The sequence below is a fragment of the Pseudomonas sp. 008 genome (assembly GCF_016861935.1).
Classification (GTDB): Bacteria; Pseudomonadota; Gammaproteobacteria; order Pseudomonadales; family Pseudomonadaceae; genus Aquipseudomonas.
The window spans coordinates 93,804-115,468 of the sequence record NZ_BOMA01000005.1 but is presented as its reverse complement, the minus strand read 5'-3'; the positions used below and the strand labels follow the sequence as shown (position 1 = coordinate 115,468).

The window sequence follows — 21,665 nt, the reverse complement described above, 5'->3', positions numbered from 1 at the left end:
CAAGTGCCTTCAGGCCTCAACTGTCTCTGTGCGCCCCATTTACTGGCAGGCGACTGCCTAGGCGATAGCGTGAGGACGGGTGCACTAAACGCACATAAGTGACGATTTTGTTCTGAATCCAGGTTCGACGTATGAGCACCAAGCAAGGTTCATTGGTATCGATTTGCATGTGTTTGCTTTCGTCGCTGCTGGGGTGACAGGCTTCGACGATATGCTCCATTTCATCGGGTTTGATGACCCGCAACAGGTATTTTGCCGGTTGCAGGTGCTCGCCAAAGTCTTGCTTCAGAAATTCTGGCACCAGCTCGGGATTGACGTAACGATCCTCTAGTTGCACGGGCACGCCTTCTTCGCTGTGAACACAGACCAGATGAAAAACTGAAGAACCGGTGCTCAAGCCCAATGCAGACGCCACCGGCATTGAGGCCGACTCTCGCCCCAGGTGCAGGACACGGCAGGTGTAACTGTGACCTCGGGCAAGGATTTCGTCGGCAATGTTGGTGATACGCAGCAAGTTAGATTGCGGTTTGCTTTCGGCTACGAACGTGCCAACGCCTGAAATCCTGACCAGATGACCTTCTTCGGCCAGTTCGCGCAAGGCCCGGTTGACGGTCATGCGCGAAATGCCCAGTTCTTGCACCAGTTGGTTTTCTGAAGAAATCAGGTCACCAGGTTTCCAAACGCCCGCGCGAAGTTGGTCTTGCACATAATCCTTTGCACGGCGGTAGAGCGCTTGTGGTGCATTTTTGATCATCAGTCAGTCCGTGTCTCTAGTGCGGCAAGGACGCTTGCCAGTGCTTTGAGGAAAAGGTCGTTATCCTCACAGCTTCCGACAGAAACGCGCAAGTGCCCAGTGTAACCAACTTCGCGCCAAGGTTTGATGATAACCCCTTCGCGCAGCAGTGCCTGATTGATTACTTCGGCCGGATAGGGCGTGCTGAAAAACAAGAAGTTGGCCAAGGACGGTGCGGTCGTAATGCCTTGCTCGTGCAGCGCCACTTCCAGACGCCGGCGTTCGCTGGCGACATGGGATAGGCAAGCGTTTAGATATCCATCATCTGCCAGTGCCGCAATCGCTGCAGCTTGTGCCACGCTGTTGACGTTGAACGGGGTGCGCAGGCGGTTGATCAGATCTGCCAGCAGTGGATCGCTGACGATACCGTAGCCGATGCGCAAACCTGCCAGGGAATAAGCCTTGGAGAAAGTCCGCAGCAGGATAAACGGCTTGCCGCTGGCCTGAATCAAACCGAGGCAATCCGGGTACTCGGCTTCCCACTGCGCGTATTCGTAATAGGCCTCATCAAACACCAGCAGACACTTCGAGGGCAATGCGTCGAGCAGTTGCTGCAACTCGTCGGCGCTTAAGGTGCAGCCGACCGGATTTGATGGGCATGAAAACATCAGTACATGTGTGTGGGGCGTGAGTGCAGCGATCATTGCCGCTACGTCGAAGGTGCCTTTGTCTGTCATGGGAACACCTATCACCCGGGCACCGGCTGCCATTGGGTAGATAAAGTGCAAACCGAAAGATGGCACCACGGTAACTACTTCGTCATCGTGATCTAAAAACACCCGGCTGATGACGCTCAGCAAATCTTCCGAGCCGTTGCCGAACACCAATTGATTCTCGGGTACGTCGAGCTTTTCCGAGAGTGCAGAGCGTAATGCCTGGCAGCCAGCGTCGGGGTATAGCGCAATTTCGCTGCAAGCTCGAGCCGTTGCGGCGCTAACGGCGGGTGCTGTGCCCATTGGGTTTTCGTTGCTGCCCAGTTTGGCGACGCGAGTCAGGCCGAAACGCTTGCGCACGGCATCCGAGGCGAGGCCGGCGTTGTAACTGGCCAATTCGCGCACTTCTGCGCGGGCAAGCAGGTTCAAGTCATTGGCATTCATACAGGGCTAACCTCATTAGTGTCTTGCTGGAAGGCATTACGATCTAGGCAGTTCTGCAGGAGTTGCTGCAGGTGCGGCTATCCGGCGTTGTGGCTGATCTCGTACTGCTGATGGTTGTATGGGTCTGAGCGCTATCAATACATTCATGAGTAACATCCTTGGGGAGCAGGATGATTACGCAGCAGACACCTGTATGTGCCTGTATATACAGTATAGGCAAAATGCAGGCCAGAATATCTGAGCTGCTCTTGATTCCGCGATGTAGGCCTGTTTCTAGCGGAGTAGATCAGGCTGATGAGCGCTGCCTTTTGCCTTTTGTAACCAATAGTTGCGCTAGGGTTGTTACCTTTTCTGGCTGGTGGGGCAAAACGAAACCACGAGTAACAGGGCGCCTTAGATGTCCTAATCGCGAGAGGAGGATAGGTCGCTCTACCTCAGGCTCATGGCCCAATTTTGATCGGACGGCACGGTAAATGCTTAATCCTGTATATACACGATTGGTGTTTTAGACTAAAACCTAATTTCGCCCCTCCTGAACCTGTTAATCAACGAGTCGAGATGATCCCAAGCAGCTGTTCGCTCCTGATCTATGTGTCCGGTGTCCGGTGTCCGAGAGGGGGATCACATGCTCAAGCGCATGCATGACTCAATGGCCTTCCGTAAAAACCGCTGAAGTCGAATAGATGATTCACAACCGGTGCCCGTTGATGGGCGCCTCCTAGAAATACCCAAGAGAGAACTGCCATGACCGTTAGCAATCTGCCTTTTTCCAAAGTCCGCCACAGCCAAGGCCTAGTTTTTTTGTCTGGCGAATTGCCGTTTGGTGAGGACGGTAGCTTTCCTGAAGGTATCGAAGCGCAAACGCGTTTGACCTTGACGCGTATTGCTCAGACGCTGGAAGCAGAATCGCTGTCGCTGGACGATGTTGTCAGCGTCACCGTGTACCTGACTGACCGGAGTAATTTCGCCGAATTCAATCGGGCTTATGCTTCATTCTTCACGACCAACCTGCCAGTGCGCGCGACCGTCTGTGCAGGCCTCGTGGTCGATGCATTGGTCGAGATCAGTGTCATCGCGCAACAGCGTGCTTGATTCGGAGGCAGCGTGAACGAAAAACAAGTGGTGGTACTGGGGGCCGGCATTGTCGGCGTATGCACGGCGTTGCATTTGCAACGCCGTGGCTGCGCGGTGACGCTGGTGGACAAAGGTTTGCCGGGGCGTGAAACGTCGTTCGGCAACGCAGGCATCATTCAGCGTGAGGCCATTGAGCCCTATGCGTTCCCAAGGGATCTTGCCAGCCTAATAAACGTGGCAGCCAAGCGCGACATTGGCGTCAACTACCATCTGCGCGCGATGCCTGAATACGTGCCTGCCTTGGTCAGGTATTGGGCCAACTCCGCGCCCAAGCATTACAAGGCCATTGCAGATGCCTTTCGAACGCTGATTGAGCACTCGATCAGCGAGCACTCGGAGTTGATTGAGCAAAGCGGTTCGCAAAACCTGATCGTGCGCAAAGGCTGGATCCAGGCTTTTCGTAGCCCACAGCAATTCGATGAGGCGGTGGAGCGTGCGGTACGCGTGAGTGCACACGGCGTGTTGTCCGAGCATCTGGACGGTGTCGCGCTCAGATTGGCGGAACCAGCGTTGAGCGATGCATTGGTGGGGGGCATTCATTGGCTGCAACCCTGGACTTGCATTGAGCCAGGTGAGTTGGTGCAGCGTTATGCCGATCTGTTCGTGCGTGAAGGTGGGGAAATTGAGCGCGGCGATGCGCGCTCGTTGCGTCAGTCGGGAGCCGGCTGGAGCGTCGCCACCGATTCTGGATCGGTCGGCGCGTCGCAGGTGGTTGTGGCGTTGGGCCCTTGGGCTCACGAACTGCTTGGCGAGTTGGGCTACCGCATTCCGTTGTTCGTCAAGCGTGGTTACCACGCTCACTTTTCCGATGGCGCAACATTGAACCGCCCGGTGCTGGATACCGAACAAGGCTACATGCTGGCGCCGATGAAGCGCGGTGTCCGCCTGTCGACGGGGGCAGAGTTCGCCAGCCTAAGTGCGCCGCCAACACCGGTGCAGCTGGCCAAGGCCGAGCGGGCTGCACGGCAGGTATTAGCGTTAGGCCCCCAGGTGGAGCGCACGCCATGGAGCGGCGCCCGACCCTGCACGGTAGACATGAAGCCGGTGATCGGCGCGGCGCCCTTGCATAAAGGGCTCTGGTTCAATTTCGGCCATGCCCATCAGGGGTTTACCCTAGGCCCGGTCAGCGGTCGACTGCTCGCAGAATTGATGATGGGCGAGACGCCTGTGGTCGATCCGGCACCCTTTGCTCCAGGGCGTTTCTGAGCTGAGTAGCGGTGCATGAACCTTCTCGCCCATCTCCGTCGGAGTAACGGGCGAGAACCTGCCTGTCGGGAAAATAAACACTGATTTTTATCTACGGACGCTGCACGTGCAGATTTCGTGGCAGTCGTCGTGGGCGCTGTTCTGATTTCAGTCGGTATATCCGTTCCATGGACTCGCCCTAAATATTTATAAATACCCGCTGGAGAAGTCATGAACATCAAACAGAAGCTGACATGGGTATTTGCCGCCATCGCCTGCCTTCCGGTGATTCTGGTCGCGGTACTCGTCGTATTGAACTTGCGGAGCGCGGCTCAAGCCAATTTCCTGGATAGCAGCGGCCGTGAAATTCGCCAGATCGACAACGGTATGAAGCAGTTCTTCGATAGCATCCGCCAAAACGTCGAATACCTTGCCAAGGATCCTCGGATCTCCACCGTCAAGGGATTGAAAAACTATACCGCTGCCAATGCTGAGCAAACGCTTGTGACCGAAGCCGATCAGCGTCTCCAGGCTATTTTCGATCGATTCGCCGAGACTCATCCGACCACTGCGTCTATTTCCCTGGGGCTCAACGACGGCGGCTTTGCCGGTTGGCCCGACGACCCGAAAATGGCCAGCTATGACCCCCGAGTGCGTCCTTGGTACAAGACCGCCATGGCGGCCACGCCTGGCACAACCGTGCGCACGGGCGCTTACTACTGGGCGCCGGATGACGTGGTGCTGGTTAGCACGGTTCGCGCTTTCGCCGACGCCAGCGGCAACCCGGCGGGTGTTGTCGGCGTGGATGTCTCGCTCAAGCAACTGACTGAACTGGTTAAAACCATCAAACTGGGCAACAGCGGTTACCTGATGATGGTCGAAGCCAATGGCAATGTTCTGGTCGATCCGGCGAATGCCAAAAACAGTTTCAAGCCCCTGGCCGATCTGGGCCCCGGCTATACCGAGCTGGCAAAGAGTGGTGACGGCGTGACCCAGGTCGAGATCGATGGCGTGCCCTACCTGGTCAATGTGGTCAGTTCCGAAAGCCTAGGCTGGCGCTTCATCGGGCTGATCAAGCACGACGAAGTCATGGCTCAGGCCACCAGCCTGACAGGGTTGGTTGCACTGATCGCCGCCGTGTTGGCAATCATCTTCGCCATCGTCGGAGCGAGCTTCGCCGGCGTGATCGTTAGACCGATTCGCGGCGTTGCCGATGGCCTGCAAGAAATCGCCGAAGGGGAGGGCGACCTGACCCGCGAACTGGAAGTGCGGGGCAAGGACGAAACCGCCACTTTGGCTGGTTGGTTCAACCAGTTCCTTGGCATGATCGCGCAACTGATGCGGCGCATCGGCAGCGCCTCCTCCGATTTGCAAGAGGTCGCTGCGGAGACCAGTCAAGTGGCCAGTAACATGAACAACGCCGCAGTGCGCCAGCGCGAAGCAGTTGAGTTGGTAAGCACAGCTTTCAACGAGATGGTCGCTACCTCTAACGAAGTGGCCCGCTCTTGCAGTCATGCTGCTTCCAGCGCGGACGTCGGTTATCGAGAGGTGCATGACGGGCAACGGCACATTGGTGAGGCCACGGGCAGCGTTCTTAAATTGAGTGACGACCTGCAGCAGTCGGCAGGTACCATGCAGACGCTCGAGCAGGACAGTAAGAACATCAACACCATCCTCGATACCATTCGTTCGATTGCTGAACAGACCAATCTGTTGGCCCTCAATGCCGCCATTGAAGCGGCGCGCGCCGGCGACCAGGGTCGTGGATTTGCGGTGGTGGCCGACGAAGTACGCGCCTTGGCACGACGCACTGCAGACTCTACCGGCGAGATCGACAGCTTGCTGGGCAACTTCGCGCGGCGAACTAAGGAGGTCACCCAGCAGATGCAACGGAGCGTGGAGGTGTCGCAAACCAGCGTTGAATGTATCCAGCAGGCGCGCGACAGTTTCGACAAAATCCGCGACTCCGTGGACTCGATTCGCGACCAGAACGCTCAGATCGCCACGGCAGCAGAGGAACAGCATCAGGTGGCCGAAGATATCAACCGACACATTGCACAAATCCATGCCGATGCCCAGTTGGTCGAAAGGTTTGCGCATTCGGCGCACACCGGATCGGGTCGCCTGACGGATATTTCTGGTCAACTGAAGGGGCTGGTGGGGCGCTTCAAGTTCTAGCTTGTCTTAATTTGTGACGCTATCACGACAAAAATGCAGGCGTAAATGCAGGGCGCCAGGAGTACGCGGGTAAGTTGGAGATGCTCAGGTGATGATTCTCGCCGCATGATTTGTCAGAGCCTCAAGCGTTGTGTGCTAGTAGCCGTTGATCAATTCGAGAGTGTTTTACAGCTTCTTAACCGGGCTCGGATTGAGTGGAAAATCTACACCATGCGGCTGGGTTCTCGTAGCGATGTATTCAATTACTTCGAGATGTTTTACAACTCAAAATGCCTGCATAGATTCAGCATTGAGCTGTCACTGGTAGAGTTCGAACTGCATTCCACAATGAGCTTTTAGGGTGTCTAGAAAATCCGGGGCGATTCACACACACACACCCCACCGACAGCACGAACTACTCTTCAGCTAACAGGCTAGCCGTCAAGTGTTGGCATCAAAAATGCGTTTCATATTGTGACGATTTGATGACAGCGAAGTCTTATAGATAGGCAGTTCCATCGAGCCTACCAAGACTTAAGTACACGGTAATGGAGGTGAACATGAAGTCCAGAGCCACAGTGATATGCCGCAAGGATGATCATGTCCTCTATGTGCGCAAGCCGAAATCCAAATGGGTACTACCTGGCGGCAAGATAGAGTTAGGCGAAACACCTGCTGAGGCCGCCGTGCGCGAGCTTGAAGAGGAAACAGGACTGGTTGCTGACGACTTAATCTATCTCGCACGTTTTGAGAAGGACGAGACCACCCACTTCGTTTTCATGACCGCACTCCAGCCTGGTGAGAAGCCGTCTCCGAAAAATGAGATTGCCGCGTGTAAGTGGAGCCACTGGAAGCGATTTCGCGATATTGAGTCGAGCCCTGTAACGAAGGCAATCGTAAAAACGTTCGCGGACTTTCAATCGATTCACTGAGTCTCCTTTGAGGTCGCTCCTTCGGGCCAATGGGCCCGGCTCACCTAGTCAGCCGAGCATCTCCGTAATGATGGACGCGACATTCCTGGCATCATCTATCCCTCGGTGATAAGTGCCGTGCCACACCAGCCCCATCGACTCTACCGTTTGCTTCAGTCCTTTCGGTCGATCGTCATATAAGCCGGCATGCCATTTCCTGGCATTGAAATGTGGCAAGCCCTCGAGCAGGGAAGGGCATTCAGCAAAGGCAGCATCGCGCTCGAGCTGTCTTGCGTCATAGTTACCCCACGATGCCCAAGCCGCGTTTGGATAACTCGCAGCAAATGTTCGTAGCTCTTCGCCAACCTCTCGATAGGTTCGGGCACCGTCCACGTCTGCTTGTTGAATGGATGTCAGCTTTATGCAGAAATCGGTCAGGGTAGGATTGATCAAAGGCCGAACGAAGCGCTGGAATTCATCGACGATCTCAAGTGACTCCAAATCAATCACCACCAGGCCAATCTCAATCGTTTCCATCTGCTCGGGGACGACTGTGAGCGAACGTGGCGGCTCAGATTTCTCAATCTCATCACAGGTTGCCTCAAGGTCTACGCAATACAGATAGCGGTATGGCGCGAGGAGGTTTTGGATCGCTTGAAGGTGAAGAAACGTTGCTTGAATGCTCATGGCATGGATGCCCTAAATTTAATCTGTCCCAGGTACATCGACACGTGCGCACAGCATCATTCTGAAGGTGTTGTTAAAGGGTGTATTTCTTCAATTCTGGCGTAGATGCTACAGACCACATCATCACAAGTGTTGGAGATCACCATTCAATCGATGCAGTCGCTGCTGCCTTTAAGCCGGGATAATCATCAAGTGCAAGATTAGGCTCGCCTCCGCCCGTTTGCAGACCTTCTGGTTTACGTATTACTCCGGCTTCAGCATCGGCCCGCATTTGATCAAGCTCTCTGTCAAAAGCCTTATCCTGGACTGTGCGTTTGCTAACGTAGGGCTTCCGCTCAGGGTCTCGCTGCGCTGCATAAGTCGTTAGCGCTTCCGGATCGTCCTGCAGCTTTTGTTGAACCTGCGATTCGAGCATCGCACGGAGCGAGTCTTTGTCGGGACGGTTTAGCATTTTCATACTCCTTTCGGTCGCCCAGATCCTCCAGCCAATGGTCGGGCAAAATGGGGTGGTGGTAAGAACAGATTCGATCAATAGGTCTTTGGGTGCTGAAGACGCGGATGGCTCAGGGCACGATCTATAGTCGACTATAAAGTCTTTTTGAATCCACCAGCTAGCGAAGCCAGAGTTCTTTGTTCTGGGAAGCTAAAACAATGAGGCCTGTCGTTCCTTCGGGCTTAAGCCCGGCTCGACGCCCTCACATCATTTGGCCTACTCACGACGCCCACTGCAGAATTTTCTTAGGAAAACGCAGCCTCGATAAATGCTTCCAGCGCCTTGTCTTCCAGTATCTCAATAGAGAAGTGCCCGAAGCGTTTGGGCAACCAAATGATGCGTGCCCCAGACGGGGATTGCAGGTTCGCACGAGCCAATGGCTTTCCATTTTCGTCTTCTGGCTGAACACCTGCGGCCATCAATTCGTCATAGGCTTTCTCGATGTCCGGTGTCGAGTAGCAGTGGCGGTAAATCATCCCTTCACCCGACGTATCCAATAGCTCTTTCAGGTTCCCCGCCAATGGCTGTACCAACATGAAACGCTCTTGGCCCATCAGCGCAATCGCGTAGCGCACATGCAGACCACCTCGTTCCCAGACGAGCGTTTTGGAGATCCTGGCGTTAAGTATCTGCGCGTAGTAAGTACAGGCTTCGTCGAGATTCTTGACCAGTACATCTACGTGACTGAATTTCAGATCCATTTGCAGTCCTCCTGCTGAAACGGCGTCCATGGTAAACACGACATAACGATTTCCTCGATGCTTCGCTGATCGAACACGTTTATCCAAAGTCGTAGTGAAATACCAAAGCGACGCTGGTAATGTCTTGGCTACGTTCGTCAAACCATTAAGGGATGGAGGCGAAAATAGAAGCCCTGGAGCCGCGAACCTCCGGGGCTTTGTTTTTTCTACTCTGCAACCAGGTAGGCAATCAACATATAGCTTCACAGCAGGCTGACGTGGCTGGCAGGCGGCTCTAGCGGTTAAGGTTAACCACGTCGAGGCTTGGTTACTCCGGCGCCATAAGCACCGCGAGAGTCATATTGATGAACTCTTCGTCCCTTGTGATGACCTCTAGTGCGCCCCGTACGTTCTCGGCTACGTCCCCTGATCCACGCTGCCCAACCCAGTTTGTGAGCTCCATGATGGCAACCTCGAGCGCAAGCTGGTTCTGGTTGATCTTGAAAAGCAGGGACGGGAGCAGGTCTGCGTTCGACATCTCAAGTCCTCCATGGAAAAGAAAAGCGTAGCAGGAGGTGATGTTAAAGATTGGGCAGTCCATGAATGCGCTATAGGCATTCCCCCATCCCGAATAGCCATCCGCAATTGGTGTGCCGAAACGAGTGGATCATAGGCTCTGGTAGATACGACTTACACCACTCTGACGCGGATGCTCGGCATTCAGAATCGAACAGACGGCGTCTGCCTCTCCCCTGATCTTAAACACGCCATGCTTGCTAGCAGAGCCTCCCTCGACGAGATCTACAACCCGATATTGCTTGATGCCATCATCCATTCTAGTTGTTTCGATGACCCTGAATCTCGAATGCATGGTGCGTTCCTTGCTGAAACTGGTGCTTTAGGAGTACCGGTATGACTCCATGATTTCAACAATTATGCAGGACTGAGCTGAGACAATTTATGACAGGGCGCAATGATTCTATGCGTGAGGACAGAGACTTCGCGGGAGTTGGGTGGGTAGGTTGTGTTCAAATCATTGTGTGCGAGTCATCGCATGCCCATATGAAGTGGGGTGACAGCTACTTCCAGCCTTGGTAACGGTTCTAGAATGGCAGGTCTTCATCCCTAATCAGCTCAGGCTCTGTTGTTGCTGGCGTCAGCGCTCGGTGAATGCTCTCAAGACGCTCTTGTAGTTCATCGAAGGTCACCACCAAAACGTCCTTCAGGCCGTTTCGATATTGCTCGAAGGCTTCCTGCTTACTTTCTTCCTCAGGAGTGCGCCCAATGATGACAATGGCTGCAACCGCATGGGCGTGAACGCGCTCTTTGAGGCCGTGCGCTAGGCCGAAGATCTCGCGCTGCACATTACTGCGCTGGCTGATGATCTGGCCTACTGAACCGCTGAGTTCGTAGGACGGGGTATAGGTTTTCCGGTACTGCTTCCCAAGCAGGTCATGCTGGGGATGCTTGATCTCGATGAGCGCTAGATTGCCGGTGGCTTTTGCCGCCATGAGGAAGTCGGAATATTGACCACCTCGGCCACTGAAATTCTTTCCACCTACGTAGGGCTGATCTGCGATTTTTTTTACGGGATACCCAAACGCCATGTCGAGAATGAAGGGGTTTTTGCTCAGGAAGGCCTGCCAGCGGGGTTCATTGGCATTGCTATCCATCATTTTTCGATAAACCTCTATGAGCTGGCCAAGTGTGACTAACTCAATCTCTGCCTTGAGGTTGAACAGGGTACGAGGTTCGGATTTCGCCAGAGTCGGGACGCTTTGCTGCGCGAGTTTTGCCGCCTGCTGCTGGTCTTTCGGAGACAGTTGAGGAGTGACCGAGCCCAGCGAGACGAGATTAGCCAGCGTATCTGGTGCAAGTTTCCGTGCTCGCGGTGGATAGAGTTCGGGGGCTGCCTTGTGCAGTAATCCGGTGTAGCAGACGAGCTTTTTATCGGCAGCGGTTTCCCGCTGGTGACGCTGTGTCAGTTGATCTAGCCGTTTTCTCAATACCTCAAGCTGATCAACCCCAAGGAGATAGGTGCTGCCCTTGACTCGTGCATCGTTTCGACCTTGCTCGCCGTGGAGCATGATTTCTTTCACGCCTTCCAGGGCGGCCACTGCGTTGACTATGTAGCGGTACTCGTAGTGGAACCCGAGACCATACCGCCAATCCTTGGAGAGTCCTGCAGGCAGACCGCCCAGTAACTCTTCGACATCATACTTATCAGTTGGATGAGCATAGGGTTGGTAAACGGGGCGAGTGATGATGATCGACTTGATGGTGTCGTACCTTGGCTCTCCGTACTGCGGGTGAGTCGACCGTGGGTAGATTGGGTAGATGGTCAAATCGTCTGGGGTCACTTCCAGTATTAGATGCCAACCAAGAGAGTCATTAGGAAGTGCCACGTCGCTGTAGTACACACGTGAGCTGCCATAGATTTCATCCTCGCCCCATTCAAACTCGCCGTCCCCTTCCTGGGTGTCGTTCACCTCCTCCGTATCGTACTCGAGGGCATCACGTTCAATACGAAGGAAGGGGCCTCCGTCGGTGCGCTGCTGCATTGCGTACTGGGAGGGGCGCATGGAAGGCATCTGTAGTCGTCCTCAATCGAAAGAAATTATTCCTTTGGATGCTCTGCCATTGGTGCCTAGTCCAGGCTTTTGAAGGCATTGAGTGGAGTTTATCGGTTGCCTCAGCTCCAGAGAAGCGAGGGTGTTGTTGCGCCTGGGCGGTAGATCTCATTCCATGAATTGATCGAGCTTCGCATCATATTGAGTTTGCCGGGCGCGACGTCCGTCAGCACTTGGTAGGCCTCGCGGGCCGAGAGATGGCGAGTTCCACGCGCGTGTTCGGAAATTAGACCTTCCGTATTGAGAGGTAAGTTAGCTCTATCCGGTAGTATTTGCTGAGCGTCGCACCCAGTAGCCCTTTGTGACAGGAAAACATGGATGTATTTGTCAGCACTGAAGGTTCAGAATTTCCGGCAGTTTGGCCCCGACGCACAGGGGTTGTTCATCGAGTTCAACAGAGGTGTCACCGCCCTTGTGGGTGAGAACGACGCAGGGAAATCCTCCGTCATCGATGCGCTCAGATTGGTGCTTCAGACCAGGGACGGTGAATATGTGCGCCTGTTGCCGGAAGATTTCCATATTCATGGGGAAGGGGCGCAAGCGCATCAGATCACGATCATTGCGAAGTTTTCCGACCTGTCGGTTGCGGATCAGGGGGCGCTTTCAGAGTACGTCACCTTCATCGACAAGAAGGCCGTCGTTTACGTCCATTGGACAGCTCGTCGACTCAATGACGATCCGCTCGCGCGGCGCTGGGTTGATATCGCGGTGCGTAGTGGCCATAACGGTGGGGGCCCCAGCCTGGACGTCAATGTTAGGCAGTTGCTCGCAGCAGCGTATCTGCGACCGCTTCGTGATGCACAGCGTGAAATGTCGCCAGGTCGCGGTTCTCGCCTGTCGCAGGTGCTGAAGAATTTTCCCGATATCAAGAATGGTAGCGACTTTACCAGTGAGCGATCGCTGGAAGATCTAGATCCTGCCTCTCTGAGCCTTGCGGGCCTCGCGGAGTACCTCCGGCACCTGGTCAACCTGCACGAAGGGGTGAAAAAGGCCCAGAACTCCGTAAACAACGATTACCTGTCTCACTTGGCTCTTGAGGGAGATGAACTGCATGGCCGGATCAATTTCGTAGAAGGCGGGTCGGAGTCGGCGCGCCTGCGGCAGATCCTTGAACGCCTTGAGCTCAGTTTGCTCGATCAGGACTCTGGTGAAACTCGGGGAGCCTATGGGCTCGGTTCCAATAATCTGTTGTTCATGGCTTGTGAGCTACTGCTTCTTGGTCGCGAGCCTGATGGGCTTCCCTTGCTGCTCATCGAAGAACCTGAAGCTCACCTGCATCCACAGCGGCAACTGCGCCTGATGGAGTTCCTGAGCGCTGCTGCGGGCCCCGATCATAGCCCATCGGTGACAGCTGAAGGCTCGGGAGAGCCCGACACTCCTTACGGGGCTGGTACTCCTGAGCAGCACAACGTTCCGATAGTGGCAGTACCACCCACAGACGCGCCCGTTCTCGTTGCAGGTGAACCTCAAAGCGCGGATCCTCAAATAGCTGATCCGGTGCCTGCAAACACGCCGCGCTCTGTGCAGGTCATTCTGACGACCCACAGCCCCAACCTTAGCTCCAAGATCGCACTGGACAACCTGGTACTCATGCATCGCCATAAGGCCTACTCCCTGGGCAAGCAGCACACAAAGCTCGATGCTGGTGACTACAGGTTTTTGGCCCGGTTTCTGGACGTCACTAAAGCGAACTTGTTTTTTGCACGAGGAGTGCTCGTCGTGGAGGGGGATGGTGAAGCAATCCTGCTGCCGGCGATCGCGAAGATCCTGGGCAAGGATTTCACCAAACACGGTGTATCAGTTGTGAACGTGGGCAGCACGGGCTTGGGTCGGTATTCCCGCATCCTCCAGAGGGCGAACCCGGATAAAGGAACATTGCTTCTGCCGGTTGCCTGCTTGGCGGACATGGACGTGATGCCGAACTGCGCCCCAGTCATCCTCGGGCATGTGGACGATGACGATGATCCAAGATGGACAGGTAAATACCGTCGTTGGAGGGCTGTCAGGCATTTTGGGGATGACGAGCAAAGTCAAATGGCCGGCCTGGCTGAACGACGTCAGAAACTTAAGTTGAACGACGAGCAGAATGTTCAAACCTTCGTTGCCGATCATTGGACGCTTGAGTATGACCTCGCGTTTGCGGGGCTTGCGCAACAGGTTTTGATCGCCGCCCGGCTTGCTGAAAATGACGATGCTCTCAACGAGGAGCGAGAGAAGCCTAGGAAAATTATTCAGGATGCCTGCGATGAGTTCCAGGCACTAACTGAGTCGAGTGAGTCCCTCGAGCATCTGTCTTCACACATCTACGCCCTGTTCCACCAGAAGAAGGCATCCAAGGCGATCACAGCGCAATATTTGGTGGACTTGCTTGAGGGCCGTCTCGGTTTCGAGGCGTCGACCCTTGAGCAAATTCAGGAAGTGCTGCCCATATACATAACCGAGGCGATTACCTATGTAACCTCCCACCTGGAAACGGTTCAGGAGCAGGCGGAGGATGCTCGGTGATCGTGTTTCGGGATCTGGTGGCCGAGATCACGGATGAAGACATCGACTGGGTTGTCGACCTCATGGAGCTCAAGGAGCTTGATGCACCTCGGCTGAACTTTCTGAGGTCGCGCGAGACGTTGGATGTGTCTGCGTGTCCCGGCAGTGGCAAGACGTCCCTGGTTGTCGCCAAGTTGGCGATTCTCGCACGCAAATGGACAAGCAGAACCCGAGGGATCTGCGTGCTATCGCACACCAACGTCGCACGTCATGAGATTGAACATCGCCTGGGCAACACAGAGGTAGGAAGGCGCCTGTTGAGCTATCCCCATTACATCGACACGATCCATGGGTTCGTCAGCCGATTTCTTGCAACACCGTGGCTGCTTTCCGCCGGGCACCGATTCACAGCCATCGATGATGAGCTGACACATCGGATGCGCTTCAGCTGCATGACTTATCAGGGCAGGTCGAAGATCAAGTCACTGTTTGAGTTCAATGGGTTCAGTCCTGAGAAATTGAGACTGACCAGCACTGACTTCACCGATCCGCTCAAAGGCAACAAGTTTCCGGCAGGGGAGGAGGCTCCCACTTACAGGATCATGGCCTTAGCCATGGGAGAGGCAGCTGTTGGCGCTGATTGAAAACTGACCCACCCTGCCGATTGAAAATTGACCCAGGGCGGATTGCTGATTTTTGTCCCAGCAATTGTGGATAAGCTTAGCAGTAGTGTCTTGGCTGAAGACGCATCTGGCCCCACCGCATGCAGGCATGCGGAAGGGTGTTTACGGTGCAGATCAAAACGGCTCATCGTCCTCGATACCTTCTTCGTCCTTGTGCTTTCGCTCTCGCGATTTGATCTTTGTCTGGGCGGCCAAGGTGCTGTGTTGCAGGCGGTAGGACTCGTTGCCCGTTTCGACGATATGGCAGTGGTGTGTCAGCCGATCCAGCAACGCTGTGGTCATCTTGGCGTCGCCAAACACACTCGACCATTCAGAGAAGCTGAGGTTGGTGGTGATGACCACGCTGGTGTGCTCGTACAGTTTTGAAAGCAGGTGAAATAACAGCGCGCCACCACTCTGACTGAAGGGCAAATACCCAAGCTCATCGAGTATCACCAGGTCTGTCCGAAGCAGTCCCTGGGCGATTCGGCCTGCCTTACCATCGTACTTTTCACGCTCCAGCAGGTTGACGAGATCGACCGTGGAGAAAAACCGTACTCGTTTGTTATGAGTGGTGATTCCGGACACGGCCAAGGCACTGGCCAGGTGTGTTTTTCCGGTTCCAGGCCCACCGATGAACACGACATTTTGCGCAGTCTCCGTAAACTCCAGGCTGGATAATTCCTTGACCAGACGGGCATCAGCGCTGGAAGCGTTGAAGTCAAAGCCAGCTAAATCACGGTGCATGGGGAGCTTTGCCATGTTCATCTGATGATTCACAGAGCGCACGGCGCGATCTGCCTGCTCCTGTTGGAGCAGATGCTCAAGCAGCCATTTCGAGGATGCCGTCGAAGCTTCTCCCTGGGCCGCCAGTTCTTCCCAAGCCTGCGCCATGCCATGCAGACGCAGTTCTTTAAGTTCTGCCATCAAGTCACGCATTGCGGCTCTCCTCATCTGTTGTACGGAGTTGGTCATATCGGGCCGTGTTGGCAACGGGAGCCACCTTGAGTTGCAGGCTGGTTTCTACGGAAGGCGGTGGTGCAGTAGCGGTGAGTCGGGCGAGAACATTTAAGATGTGATCGGCGCTCAGACTTCCCGACTCAAGCACCAGTTCTACCGCTACCAGCACCGGGTCGAGACCGGCGATGGGCACGGCAGCGAGCACCTGCGTCATGATTCGATCACCGTTGCTGTGACGTCTCAGGCCCCGTTTGAGAAGCCGCAACGGATTGGGCAGATCGGCAAACGGTGCGCCATTGCGCAGTGCACCCGGCTTGCGTTCGATGAGTGGGATGTAATGCTGCCAGTCAAAACTGACCTGATCTCGATCAAAGAGGCGCTCGTGGCTGGCAATCATTGCGTCATCGGCGATGACCACGATCCTGGATGGGTAAAGACGGCTGCTGACCCACTGGCCGACTCGCTCACAAGGCACCGAATAGCGATTTCGCGCCACGCTGATCAGGCAGGTGCTGGAGACCCGTACGGTGCGCTCGACGTAGCCATCAAAGGCCGTCGGCATCGGCATCATTTCGACCCGTTCCAGCTCCAAAACTTCCGCCACCGTAAGTCCGTTGTACTGCGGATGCAGCAGCTCGCTCCAGAGCGCACGACAGCGTTGGCCGAGCCAGGCATTCAGTTCCTCGAAGGTGTGGAACATGCAGTTTTGAGCGTCAAGCCAAATGCGCCGTCGACTGTCTTGAACGTTCTTCTCGACAATGCCCTTTTCCCAGCCAGAGGCTACGTTGCAGAAATCCGGATCGAACAGGTAGTGCGCACACATCACGGAAAACCGGGCATTGACCGTGCGGCCCTTGCCTTTATTGACCTTGTCGACAGCCGTTTTCATGTTGTCGTAGATGCCGCGACGCGGCACGCCACCTAACGCTGCGAACGAGCGTGTATGGGCATCGAATAGCATCTCGTGACCTTGGCTAGGGTACGCAACCAACCAGAATGCGCGACTGGCGCACAGCTTCATGTGGGAGACCTGGATGCGTCGAAACAGGCCTCCGATCAGCAGCCCTTCTTCGCTCCAGTCAAATTGAAAAGCTTCACCGAGCGCAAACGTCAGCGGTACAAAAGCGCGTAAAGACTTGCCTTGTTCACCTCGCCACGAGCGTACAAACGCCGTGAGCTGGCTGTAGCCACCGTCATAACCCTCGGCCTTGATCTGCTCGAAAAGTGCTTTGGCGCTTCTGCGATTGTGCTTTGCCCGGAACGAATCGGCTTTCAGCGCCTGTTCCAGCGTGTCGTGGAAAGGGCTGAGTTTGTTGAAGGTCGCGCACCGCTGGTACGCCGGCTGAGTGGCTTCGGGCGCTCTGACCCATTTTCGGATGGTGTTTCTCGACAGCCCGGTACGCTTGGCTATCTGGTGCAGCGAGAGCTTGTCGCGGAAGTACATCCGCCGGATTTTTCCCAACATTTCCATGCTGATCACCCTGTGTTCTCCTGCTCGGAAAGTGAGCAGAAGCAGTTGAACACCTGGGTCAGTTTTCAGTCGGCAGAACAGCCTTTACTGGGTCAGTTTTCGGTCAGCGGCAACACGTCGCTATTCGATCCGGAGCGGGGATAGGTTTGTTGGCTGGATTCTCGGCCATCGACGATTTACGCTCGGGGAAACTCGTGCGGGTTTTACCTGAGTACCATACCTACGAGCGCAATGTTTATGCGGTCTACACTTCCCGGCAGTTTGTCGATGCGAAGATCACGCGCTTCATCGAAGTACTGAAAGCGCATGTAGGCAGCCAATTGGCAGCCACTGCAAGAGAGCTCATCGATTGATGACCCCAGGCCACCTCTGAAGGATCGCTACTCCTCCAGGGTGGCCAATGTTCAGCCAGTCACACAGCCCTGCGGTATTTTCCCGGCAAAACTGTCAACCAGGCTCGCCACCACCATCTCGCCCATTCGCGTTCGGGTCTGCAGCGTCGCGCTGGCGCGGTGTGGCTGCAGCACTACTTGCTCGTTGCCGAACAGTGCCTCTGGAACGTTCGGCTCGTCGACAAACACATCCAGCGCCGCACCTGCGATCTCACCTGCTTCAAGCGCAGCCACCAGATCAGTCTCGTTGACGAGTTTGCCACGAGCCACGTTGATCAAATACCCGCCCTTACCCAGAGCTTGCAGCACCTGGGCATGATGCCCAAGCCGCGTTTGGATAATGCGTAGTAAACGTTCGTAGCTCGTCGCCAACCTCTTGATAGGTTCGGGCACCGTCCACGTCTGCTTGTCGAATGGACGTAAGCTTTCTGCAGAAATCGGTGAGGACAGGGTTGATCTGTGGCCGTACGAAGCGTTGGAATTCATCGACGATCTGAAGCGTTTCCAGATCAATTACCACCAGGCCAATTTCGATCGTTTCCATCTGATTTGGGACGACTGCAAGCGGACTTGGCGATTTCGAATCATCAATCTCATCACAGGTCGCTTCAAGGTCTACGCAGTATAAATAGCGGAATGGCGCGAGCAGGTTTTGGATTGTTTGGAGATGAAGGAGTTTTACTTCAATGCTCATGGCAAGTATGGCCTCGCTTGGATCGGTTCAGGTTAGTCGCTCTCGGCTACTCCAATCAACGGCCTCTTTGAATTGCGTGGAGTGGGGCTTGAGATCATCTTACCGCTGGGTTGAGCAAGGGTCGAACGACTGGTAGTTACCTACTCCGGGCAGGTGTCTTAGCCGGACGTTTAGAGCTCATAGACTCTACCGTTTGTTTTGGGCCTATCGGTCGGTAGTCGTATAAACCTGCACGCCATATCTTTGATTGAAATGTGCTAGACCTACGAGCACGGAAGCGCACGCAGTAAATGCGGAGCACCGCTATAGATGTATCGCATCAAATTCGCGACTATGCGTTAGGGTTTCGTTGTAACGCTTAGACGGGCCCTAAGGAGTCTGTTGAACACAGTTGGATCGAACGCATGCGACGGCGCTCCAGGCTGTCGAGAATGGTCGGTGAGTTGAAATATGTCGCCAATGCCATTTTCTCGAGTAGAGCTCTGAAGACTTTTAGCTGTTGGTACTCAATAGAGTCAACCTCGATAAATCCGTGGTCGTCGTGTCTAGACTCTAAGGTACACAGACGCGCTTCGATCCATTCGTCCATTTGGTGGACGGTAACGGTTGCTAGGTCAAAACTTCTTCCTTTTGTTGAATCTCGCAGCATGCGTGACCTCCAGGGGTAAGTAATTGTGTTACTCGTAGTCTGCCTGTGGAGAAAGAATTGAATCAACTCCGTACACCGTACAGAGGTTGGTTGCGGCTGGTAGCTAAAGTGCTCGCAAGATGAGGAGTGCAGGGAGTCGACTCGAAATTAACGTCTATATGCTTATTACGGATAGACCTGTAAGTGATCACTTTTCGAGCTTTAGGGGGGGTGCTTCTTTGTCTGGCTCTCTATCGGCCGATTTTGGCGTTCTTTGAGCCAACACTGGTCTTTATTGAGCCTGCGCTGGCTTGTATTGATACTCTATTGGCCCGTATTGGGCCAGACGTATCAATGATATACGCGCTACTTAAGGGGGGCAAAAAAGAGCGTTGTTCTAAAGCTATACCAGAAACAAGTTATGTCGGTGATATACCCCGACGGTCAATTTCGTGCGAAATACTCTGATGCTCACCCCCTTGAGGGGTTGCGCTGAGTGTTGCTCCAAGAGTGATAATAATAAATAGAAAAAACTCGATCAGAAGAGACGCGCAGTATGAGTGACCAAGTTCTCACCACGAAGGCAATCAAGCTGGCTAAGAAAGACAAAAGTCTGCTGATCCGCATGAGCGTTGATGAGCGTGCAATTTTCGATGAGCGCCTTAAGGAGTCGGGATACAAAGCGGCTGGAGCTTTTGTAAGGGACTACGTTATCAATTCCAAGCCCAAACGCAGATACGTGATTATTCCTCAAGCTCAGAAAGCTAGCGAGCACCTCGTTGAACTTGCCCAGATGATCATGGACGACAACGAAAAAGAACTGTTGATCAAAAAAATTATGTACGTGGCCATGAACATTTTTGGCGAGCTGGACAAAGTTAGGCTTGGTGGAAAAGGCGAGGAGGGTGAAGGTTATGATTGGTAAAATCCTAAAATCTTCCACTGGTTCTTGCGCTAATCGTATTAAATACATTTACGGAGGAAAAAAGCACGACCATGACATAGTCAATATCATTACGATCGATACCAACTGCTTGGCCTTCTGCCCAGAGGTCGAGATACAGAGGGGAAGTCTGGAGAATCTGAGTTGTATGATCTTGGACATGGATATTGCTACAAAATTGAAGGTTGGCGAGCAAGGAAAGCCAAAGAGAAATTTGAGGCCAATTTTTCATGCGGTTCTTTCGCTAGATACTGGTGAGTCACTCACCCCTACGCAATGGAAGATCGCTGTACGACATTACCTGAAACTGATGGGCTTCAAGAGCACTACTAAGTACACATCAGTCCTTCATGCTGATACTGGCAACGAGCATGTTCATATCGTTGCGAATCGAGTTAGCTTCGAGCCAGGCTTTCCGATGGTTAGTGACAAAAATAACTATGAAAGAAACATTCAAGCGGTTAGCGAGATCGAGGATATGTTCGGCCTCAGAAAGGCCTTTAGGCCGGAGGAAACCTGGAACATCACCGTGAGCGGTAGGGAAGTGGAGGGTGCCGCAAGGGCCCACACCATGCCCTACAGATCCCGTCTGGCTGCAAGGGTGGGAGCTTGTATAGAAAGTACTAGGGAGCGTAATGGTGACATTCTCAATTTTGTCCGGGCCTTAAGGAGGCAACGCGTCTACGTCCACCTGCGGTACGACACCGAAGGCCAGCCGAAAGGGATCGCTTATGAATTCGAAGGGCGTGTCACCGCTGGCAAGACTTTGAAAAAAGCTCGGTTTACTTTTCAAAAACTGACTACACAGGAAGGCATCAGATATGAGCCGCGCATGCTTCCACAGCTACAAGCAGAGCTTTCAAAGCGAAATTCGGCGAGTAAAGGCGAGCCTAAACCAGTTCAGCACCGCTACTGGGTCAACCGTGGCTGGATCTATCTCTACTTCGTTCCTGCCAACACTGCCTGTTCACCCTTCCTCAAACTCAAAGTAAAAAGAACCGGGGCTCAGGTTAGACAGGAAATCGCTCACGAAGAGGCGATGGCCCTGATTAAGGCCGTCCTACAGATCCTAACCGCGCTTTTCGGTGTCGCTGCTAAGTACACAGCAAAGCCCGGCAATCCCAGAGTGAAAGGCTATACAGAGTACGATCAGGATGAGGCGTTCCCATTTTTTGCTCCTGAGCAACGTAGGGTTGTTCAGAAGGAACTGCAACTGGCTTGATGAGATGCGCTGAACAGTAGGGTGTGCCACCAAAGCGGTGCTTTCAGCGGGCTCAGCCGAGTTCAAGGTGAACTCGAATCTTCGTTCACTCAGTGATGCCAGTCGGTAGTGCCCGGAATTAGAGATAACTCCTGTCGGTCTGTCCAGTCAGCTTCAGTCCAATCGAATGGAAGGTGGTGGAGCGGTGTACCAACAGCGTGCGTACGATTACACATCGATTACACACGGTATGGTCTGCAGGTCGCTTACCTACTGCTTAAGCAGTCCAATCCATCATCGGGGCGACGGAGAAGCGGCGGGAGAGCGGTTGGGCGATGGTTGGTGCGGCTGAATGGGGCATGGGTATCTGAATAAAAGAAGCGTGAGGCGGGGTAGGGAGTTTATCAGGAATGAGGGAGTGGAAGGGCGCTAGGGGGCACTTGCGGCGACCACGATTCTGACG

Annotated in this window: 19 protein-coding genes and 1 pseudogene; 9 read left to right on the top strand and 11 right to left on the bottom strand. The window is 54.2% G+C overall.

Annotated elements, in window-relative coordinates; translation table 11 throughout:
• Positions 1–16: 16 nt before the first annotated feature.
• Together hutC and hisC are read right to left on the bottom strand one after the other, a co-directional pair.
• Positions 17–754, bottom strand: a complete 738-nt coding sequence (hutC, locus tag JUI81_RS12020; protein WP_204124307.1) for a histidine utilization repressor — start codon at positions 752–754, stop codon at positions 17–19.
• Positions 754–1,890 (bottom strand): histidinol-phosphate transaminase, encoded by a 1,137-nt coding sequence (gene hisC / locus JUI81_RS12015; RefSeq protein ID WP_204124306.1) that lies wholly within the window; start codon positions 1,888–1,890, stop codon positions 754–756. Before hisC ends, hutC begins: the two co-directional genes overlap by 1 nt.
• A 744-nt stretch (positions 1,891–2,634) precedes the next feature.
• Between hisC and JUI81_RS12010 the strand changes: the two genes are divergently transcribed.
• The 4 genes from JUI81_RS12010 (at position 2,635) to JUI81_RS11995 (ending at position 7,298) form a co-directional block, all read left to right on the top strand.
• Positions 2,635–2,982 (top strand): RidA family protein, encoded by a 348-nt coding sequence (locus JUI81_RS12010; RefSeq protein WP_149630891.1) that lies wholly within the window; start codon positions 2,635–2,637, stop codon positions 2,980–2,982.
• Positions 2,983–2,994: 12 nt separating this feature from the next.
• On the top strand, positions 2,995–4,230 hold the full coding sequence (locus tag JUI81_RS12005) for an FAD-binding oxidoreductase (RefSeq protein ID WP_204124305.1): 1,236 nt from the start codon (positions 2,995–2,997) through the stop codon (positions 4,228–4,230).
• A 210-nt stretch (positions 4,231–4,440) separates the two neighbouring features.
• On the top strand, positions 4,441–6,387 hold the full coding sequence (locus tag JUI81_RS12000; RefSeq protein ID WP_204124304.1) for a methyl-accepting chemotaxis protein: 1,947 nt from the start codon (positions 4,441–4,443) through the stop codon (positions 6,385–6,387).
• Between the two features lie 539 nt (positions 6,388–6,926).
• The gene (locus JUI81_RS11995) at positions 6,927–7,298 is read left to right on the top strand and encodes an NUDIX hydrolase (protein WP_204124303.1); all 372 of its coding nucleotides are present in this window, start codon (positions 6,927–6,929) and stop codon (positions 7,296–7,298) included.
• 48 nt (positions 7,299–7,346) lie between these two features.
• On the opposite strand, the gene JUI81_RS11990 is transcribed toward JUI81_RS11995, so the two are convergent.
• The 5 genes from JUI81_RS11990 to JUI81_RS11970 all read right to left on the bottom strand — a co-directional run bounded on the left by JUI81_RS11990 (position 7,347) and on the right by JUI81_RS11970 (position 11,728).
• The gene (locus tag JUI81_RS11990) at positions 7,347–7,964 is read right to left on the bottom strand and encodes a 3'-5' exonuclease (RefSeq protein WP_204124302.1); all 618 of its coding nucleotides are present in this window, start codon (positions 7,962–7,964) and stop codon (positions 7,347–7,349) included.
• A 139-nt stretch (positions 7,965–8,103) separates the two neighbouring features.
• The gene (locus JUI81_RS11985) at positions 8,104–8,415 is read right to left on the bottom strand and encodes a hypothetical protein (protein WP_204124301.1); all 312 of its coding nucleotides are present in this window, start codon (positions 8,413–8,415) and stop codon (positions 8,104–8,106) included.
• A gap of 287 nt (positions 8,416–8,702) precedes the next feature.
• Positions 8,703–9,158 carry a VOC family protein gene (locus JUI81_RS11980; RefSeq protein WP_204124300.1) on the bottom strand — a complete coding sequence of 152 codons (456 nt, stop codon included), beginning with the start codon at positions 9,156–9,158 and terminating at the stop codon, positions 8,703–8,705.
• Positions 9,159–9,465: 307 nt separating this feature from the next.
• Complete coding sequence (locus tag JUI81_RS11975; protein ID WP_204124299.1) at positions 9,466–9,675, bottom strand: hypothetical protein; 210 nt, start codon at positions 9,673–9,675, stop codon at positions 9,466–9,468.
• Between the two features lie 565 nt (positions 9,676–10,240).
• Entirely contained in the window at positions 10,241–11,728 is a 1,488-nt protein-coding gene (locus tag JUI81_RS11970; protein WP_204124298.1) for a Shedu immune nuclease family protein, read from the bottom strand.
• Between the two features lie 357 nt (positions 11,729–12,085).
• Between JUI81_RS11970 and JUI81_RS11965 the strand changes: the two genes are divergently transcribed.
• Positions 12,086–14,272: an ATP-dependent endonuclease gene (locus JUI81_RS11965; protein ID WP_204124297.1), complete on the top strand. Its 2,187-nt coding sequence runs from the start codon at positions 12,086–12,088 to the stop codon at positions 14,270–14,272.
• Positions 14,269–14,895 (top strand): UvrD-helicase domain-containing protein, encoded by a 627-nt coding sequence (locus JUI81_RS11960; protein WP_204124296.1) that lies wholly within the window; start codon positions 14,269–14,271, stop codon positions 14,893–14,895. Before JUI81_RS11965 ends, JUI81_RS11960 begins: the two co-directional genes overlap by 4 nt.
• A 153-nt stretch (positions 14,896–15,048) precedes the next feature.
• Here JUI81_RS11960 and istB read toward each other — a convergent pair whose 3' ends face one another.
• Complete coding sequence (gene istB, locus JUI81_RS11955; protein WP_204124295.1) at positions 15,049–15,852, bottom strand: IS21-like element helper ATPase IstB; 804 nt, start codon at positions 15,850–15,852, stop codon at positions 15,049–15,051.
• On the bottom strand, positions 15,845–17,344 hold the full coding sequence (istA, locus tag JUI81_RS11950) for an IS21 family transposase (RefSeq protein ID WP_204124464.1): 1,500 nt from the start codon (positions 17,342–17,344) through the stop codon (positions 15,845–15,847). Before istA ends, istB begins: the two co-directional genes overlap by 8 nt.
• Before the next feature lie 53 nt (positions 17,345–17,397).
• Here istA and JUI81_RS11945 point away from each other — a divergent pair, with 53 nt between their 5' ends.
• Positions 17,398–17,697: a LysR substrate-binding domain-containing protein gene (locus JUI81_RS11945; RefSeq protein WP_374707263.1), complete on the top strand. Its 300-nt coding sequence runs from the start codon at positions 17,398–17,400 to the stop codon at positions 17,695–17,697.
• 51 nt (positions 17,698–17,748) lie between these two features.
• Here JUI81_RS11945 and JUI81_RS11940 read toward each other — a convergent pair.
• Positions 17,749–18,051, bottom strand: a pseudogene (locus JUI81_RS11940) (NAD(P)-dependent oxidoreductase); the annotation flags it as partial.
• Positions 18,026–18,430 carry a 3'-5' exonuclease gene (locus JUI81_RS11935; RefSeq protein ID WP_239077677.1) on the bottom strand — a complete coding sequence of 135 codons (405 nt, stop codon included), beginning with the start codon at positions 18,428–18,430 and terminating at the stop codon, positions 18,026–18,028. The gene JUI81_RS11935 and the pseudogene JUI81_RS11940, both read right to left, overlap by 26 nt.
• 1,184 nt (positions 18,431–19,614) lie before the next feature.
• On the opposite strand from JUI81_RS11935, the gene JUI81_RS11930 reads away from it, so the two are divergent.
• Both JUI81_RS11930 and JUI81_RS11925 read left to right on the top strand, forming a co-directional pair.
• Positions 19,615–19,983 carry a hypothetical protein gene (locus tag JUI81_RS11930; protein WP_204124294.1) on the top strand — a complete coding sequence of 123 codons (369 nt, stop codon included), beginning with the start codon at positions 19,615–19,617 and terminating at the stop codon, positions 19,981–19,983.
• On the top strand, positions 19,973–21,223 hold the full coding sequence (locus JUI81_RS11925; RefSeq protein ID WP_204124293.1) for a relaxase/mobilization nuclease domain-containing protein: 1,251 nt from the start codon (positions 19,973–19,975) through the stop codon (positions 21,221–21,223). Before JUI81_RS11930 ends, JUI81_RS11925 begins: the two co-directional genes overlap by 11 nt.
• Positions 21,224–21,665: the final 442 nt, after the last annotated feature.

What these genes read in the sequence shown, in the direction of transcription:
- istA (WP_204124464.1), bottom strand. Translation starts at nt 17,344, where the DNA reads ATGGAAATGTTGGGAAAAATCCGGCGGATGTACTTCCGCGACAAGCTC.
- JUI81_RS11990 (WP_204124302.1), bottom strand. Translation starts at nt 7,964, where the DNA reads ATGAGCATTCAAGCAACGTTTCTTCACCTTCAAGCGATCCAAAACCTC.
- hutC (WP_204124307.1), bottom strand. Translation starts at nt 754, where the DNA reads ATGATCAAAAATGCACCACAAGCGCTCTACCGCCGTGCAAAGGATTAT.
- istB (WP_204124295.1), bottom strand. Translation starts at nt 15,852, where the DNA reads ATGCGTGACTTGATGGCAGAACTTAAAGAACTGCGTCTGCATGGCATG.
- JUI81_RS11980 (WP_204124300.1), bottom strand. Translation starts at nt 9,158, where the DNA reads ATGGATCTGAAATTCAGTCACGTAGATGTACTGGTCAAGAATCTCGAC.
- hisC (WP_204124306.1), bottom strand. Translation starts at nt 1,890, where the DNA reads ATGAATGCCAATGACTTGAACCTGCTTGCCCGCGCAGAAGTGCGCGAA.
- JUI81_RS11965 (WP_204124297.1), top strand. Translation starts at nt 12,086, where the DNA reads ATGTATTTGTCAGCACTGAAGGTTCAGAATTTCCGGCAGTTTGGCCCC.
- JUI81_RS12010 (WP_149630891.1), top strand. Translation starts at nt 2,635, where the DNA reads ATGACCGTTAGCAATCTGCCTTTTTCCAAAGTCCGCCACAGCCAAGGC.
- JUI81_RS11985 (WP_204124301.1), bottom strand. Translation starts at nt 8,415, where the DNA reads ATGCTAAACCGTCCCGACAAAGACTCGCTCCGTGCGATGCTCGAATCG.
- JUI81_RS11925 (WP_204124293.1), top strand. Translation starts at nt 19,973, where the DNA reads ATGATTGGTAAAATCCTAAAATCTTCCACTGGTTCTTGCGCTAATCGT.
- JUI81_RS11975 (WP_204124299.1), bottom strand. Translation starts at nt 9,675, where the DNA reads ATGTCGAACGCAGACCTGCTCCCGTCCCTGCTTTTCAAGATCAACCAG.
- JUI81_RS11970 (WP_204124298.1), bottom strand. Translation starts at nt 11,728, where the DNA reads ATGCCTTCCATGCGCCCCTCCCAGTACGCAATGCAGCAGCGCACCGAC.
- JUI81_RS12000 (WP_204124304.1), top strand. Translation starts at nt 4,441, where the DNA reads ATGAACATCAAACAGAAGCTGACATGGGTATTTGCCGCCATCGCCTGC.
- JUI81_RS11995 (WP_204124303.1), top strand. Translation starts at nt 6,927, where the DNA reads ATGAAGTCCAGAGCCACAGTGATATGCCGCAAGGATGATCATGTCCTC.
- JUI81_RS11930 (WP_204124294.1), top strand. Translation starts at nt 19,615, where the DNA reads ATGAGTGACCAAGTTCTCACCACGAAGGCAATCAAGCTGGCTAAGAAA.
- JUI81_RS11935 (WP_239077677.1), bottom strand. Translation starts at nt 18,430, where the DNA reads ATGAGCATTGAAGTAAAACTCCTTCATCTCCAAACAATCCAAAACCTG.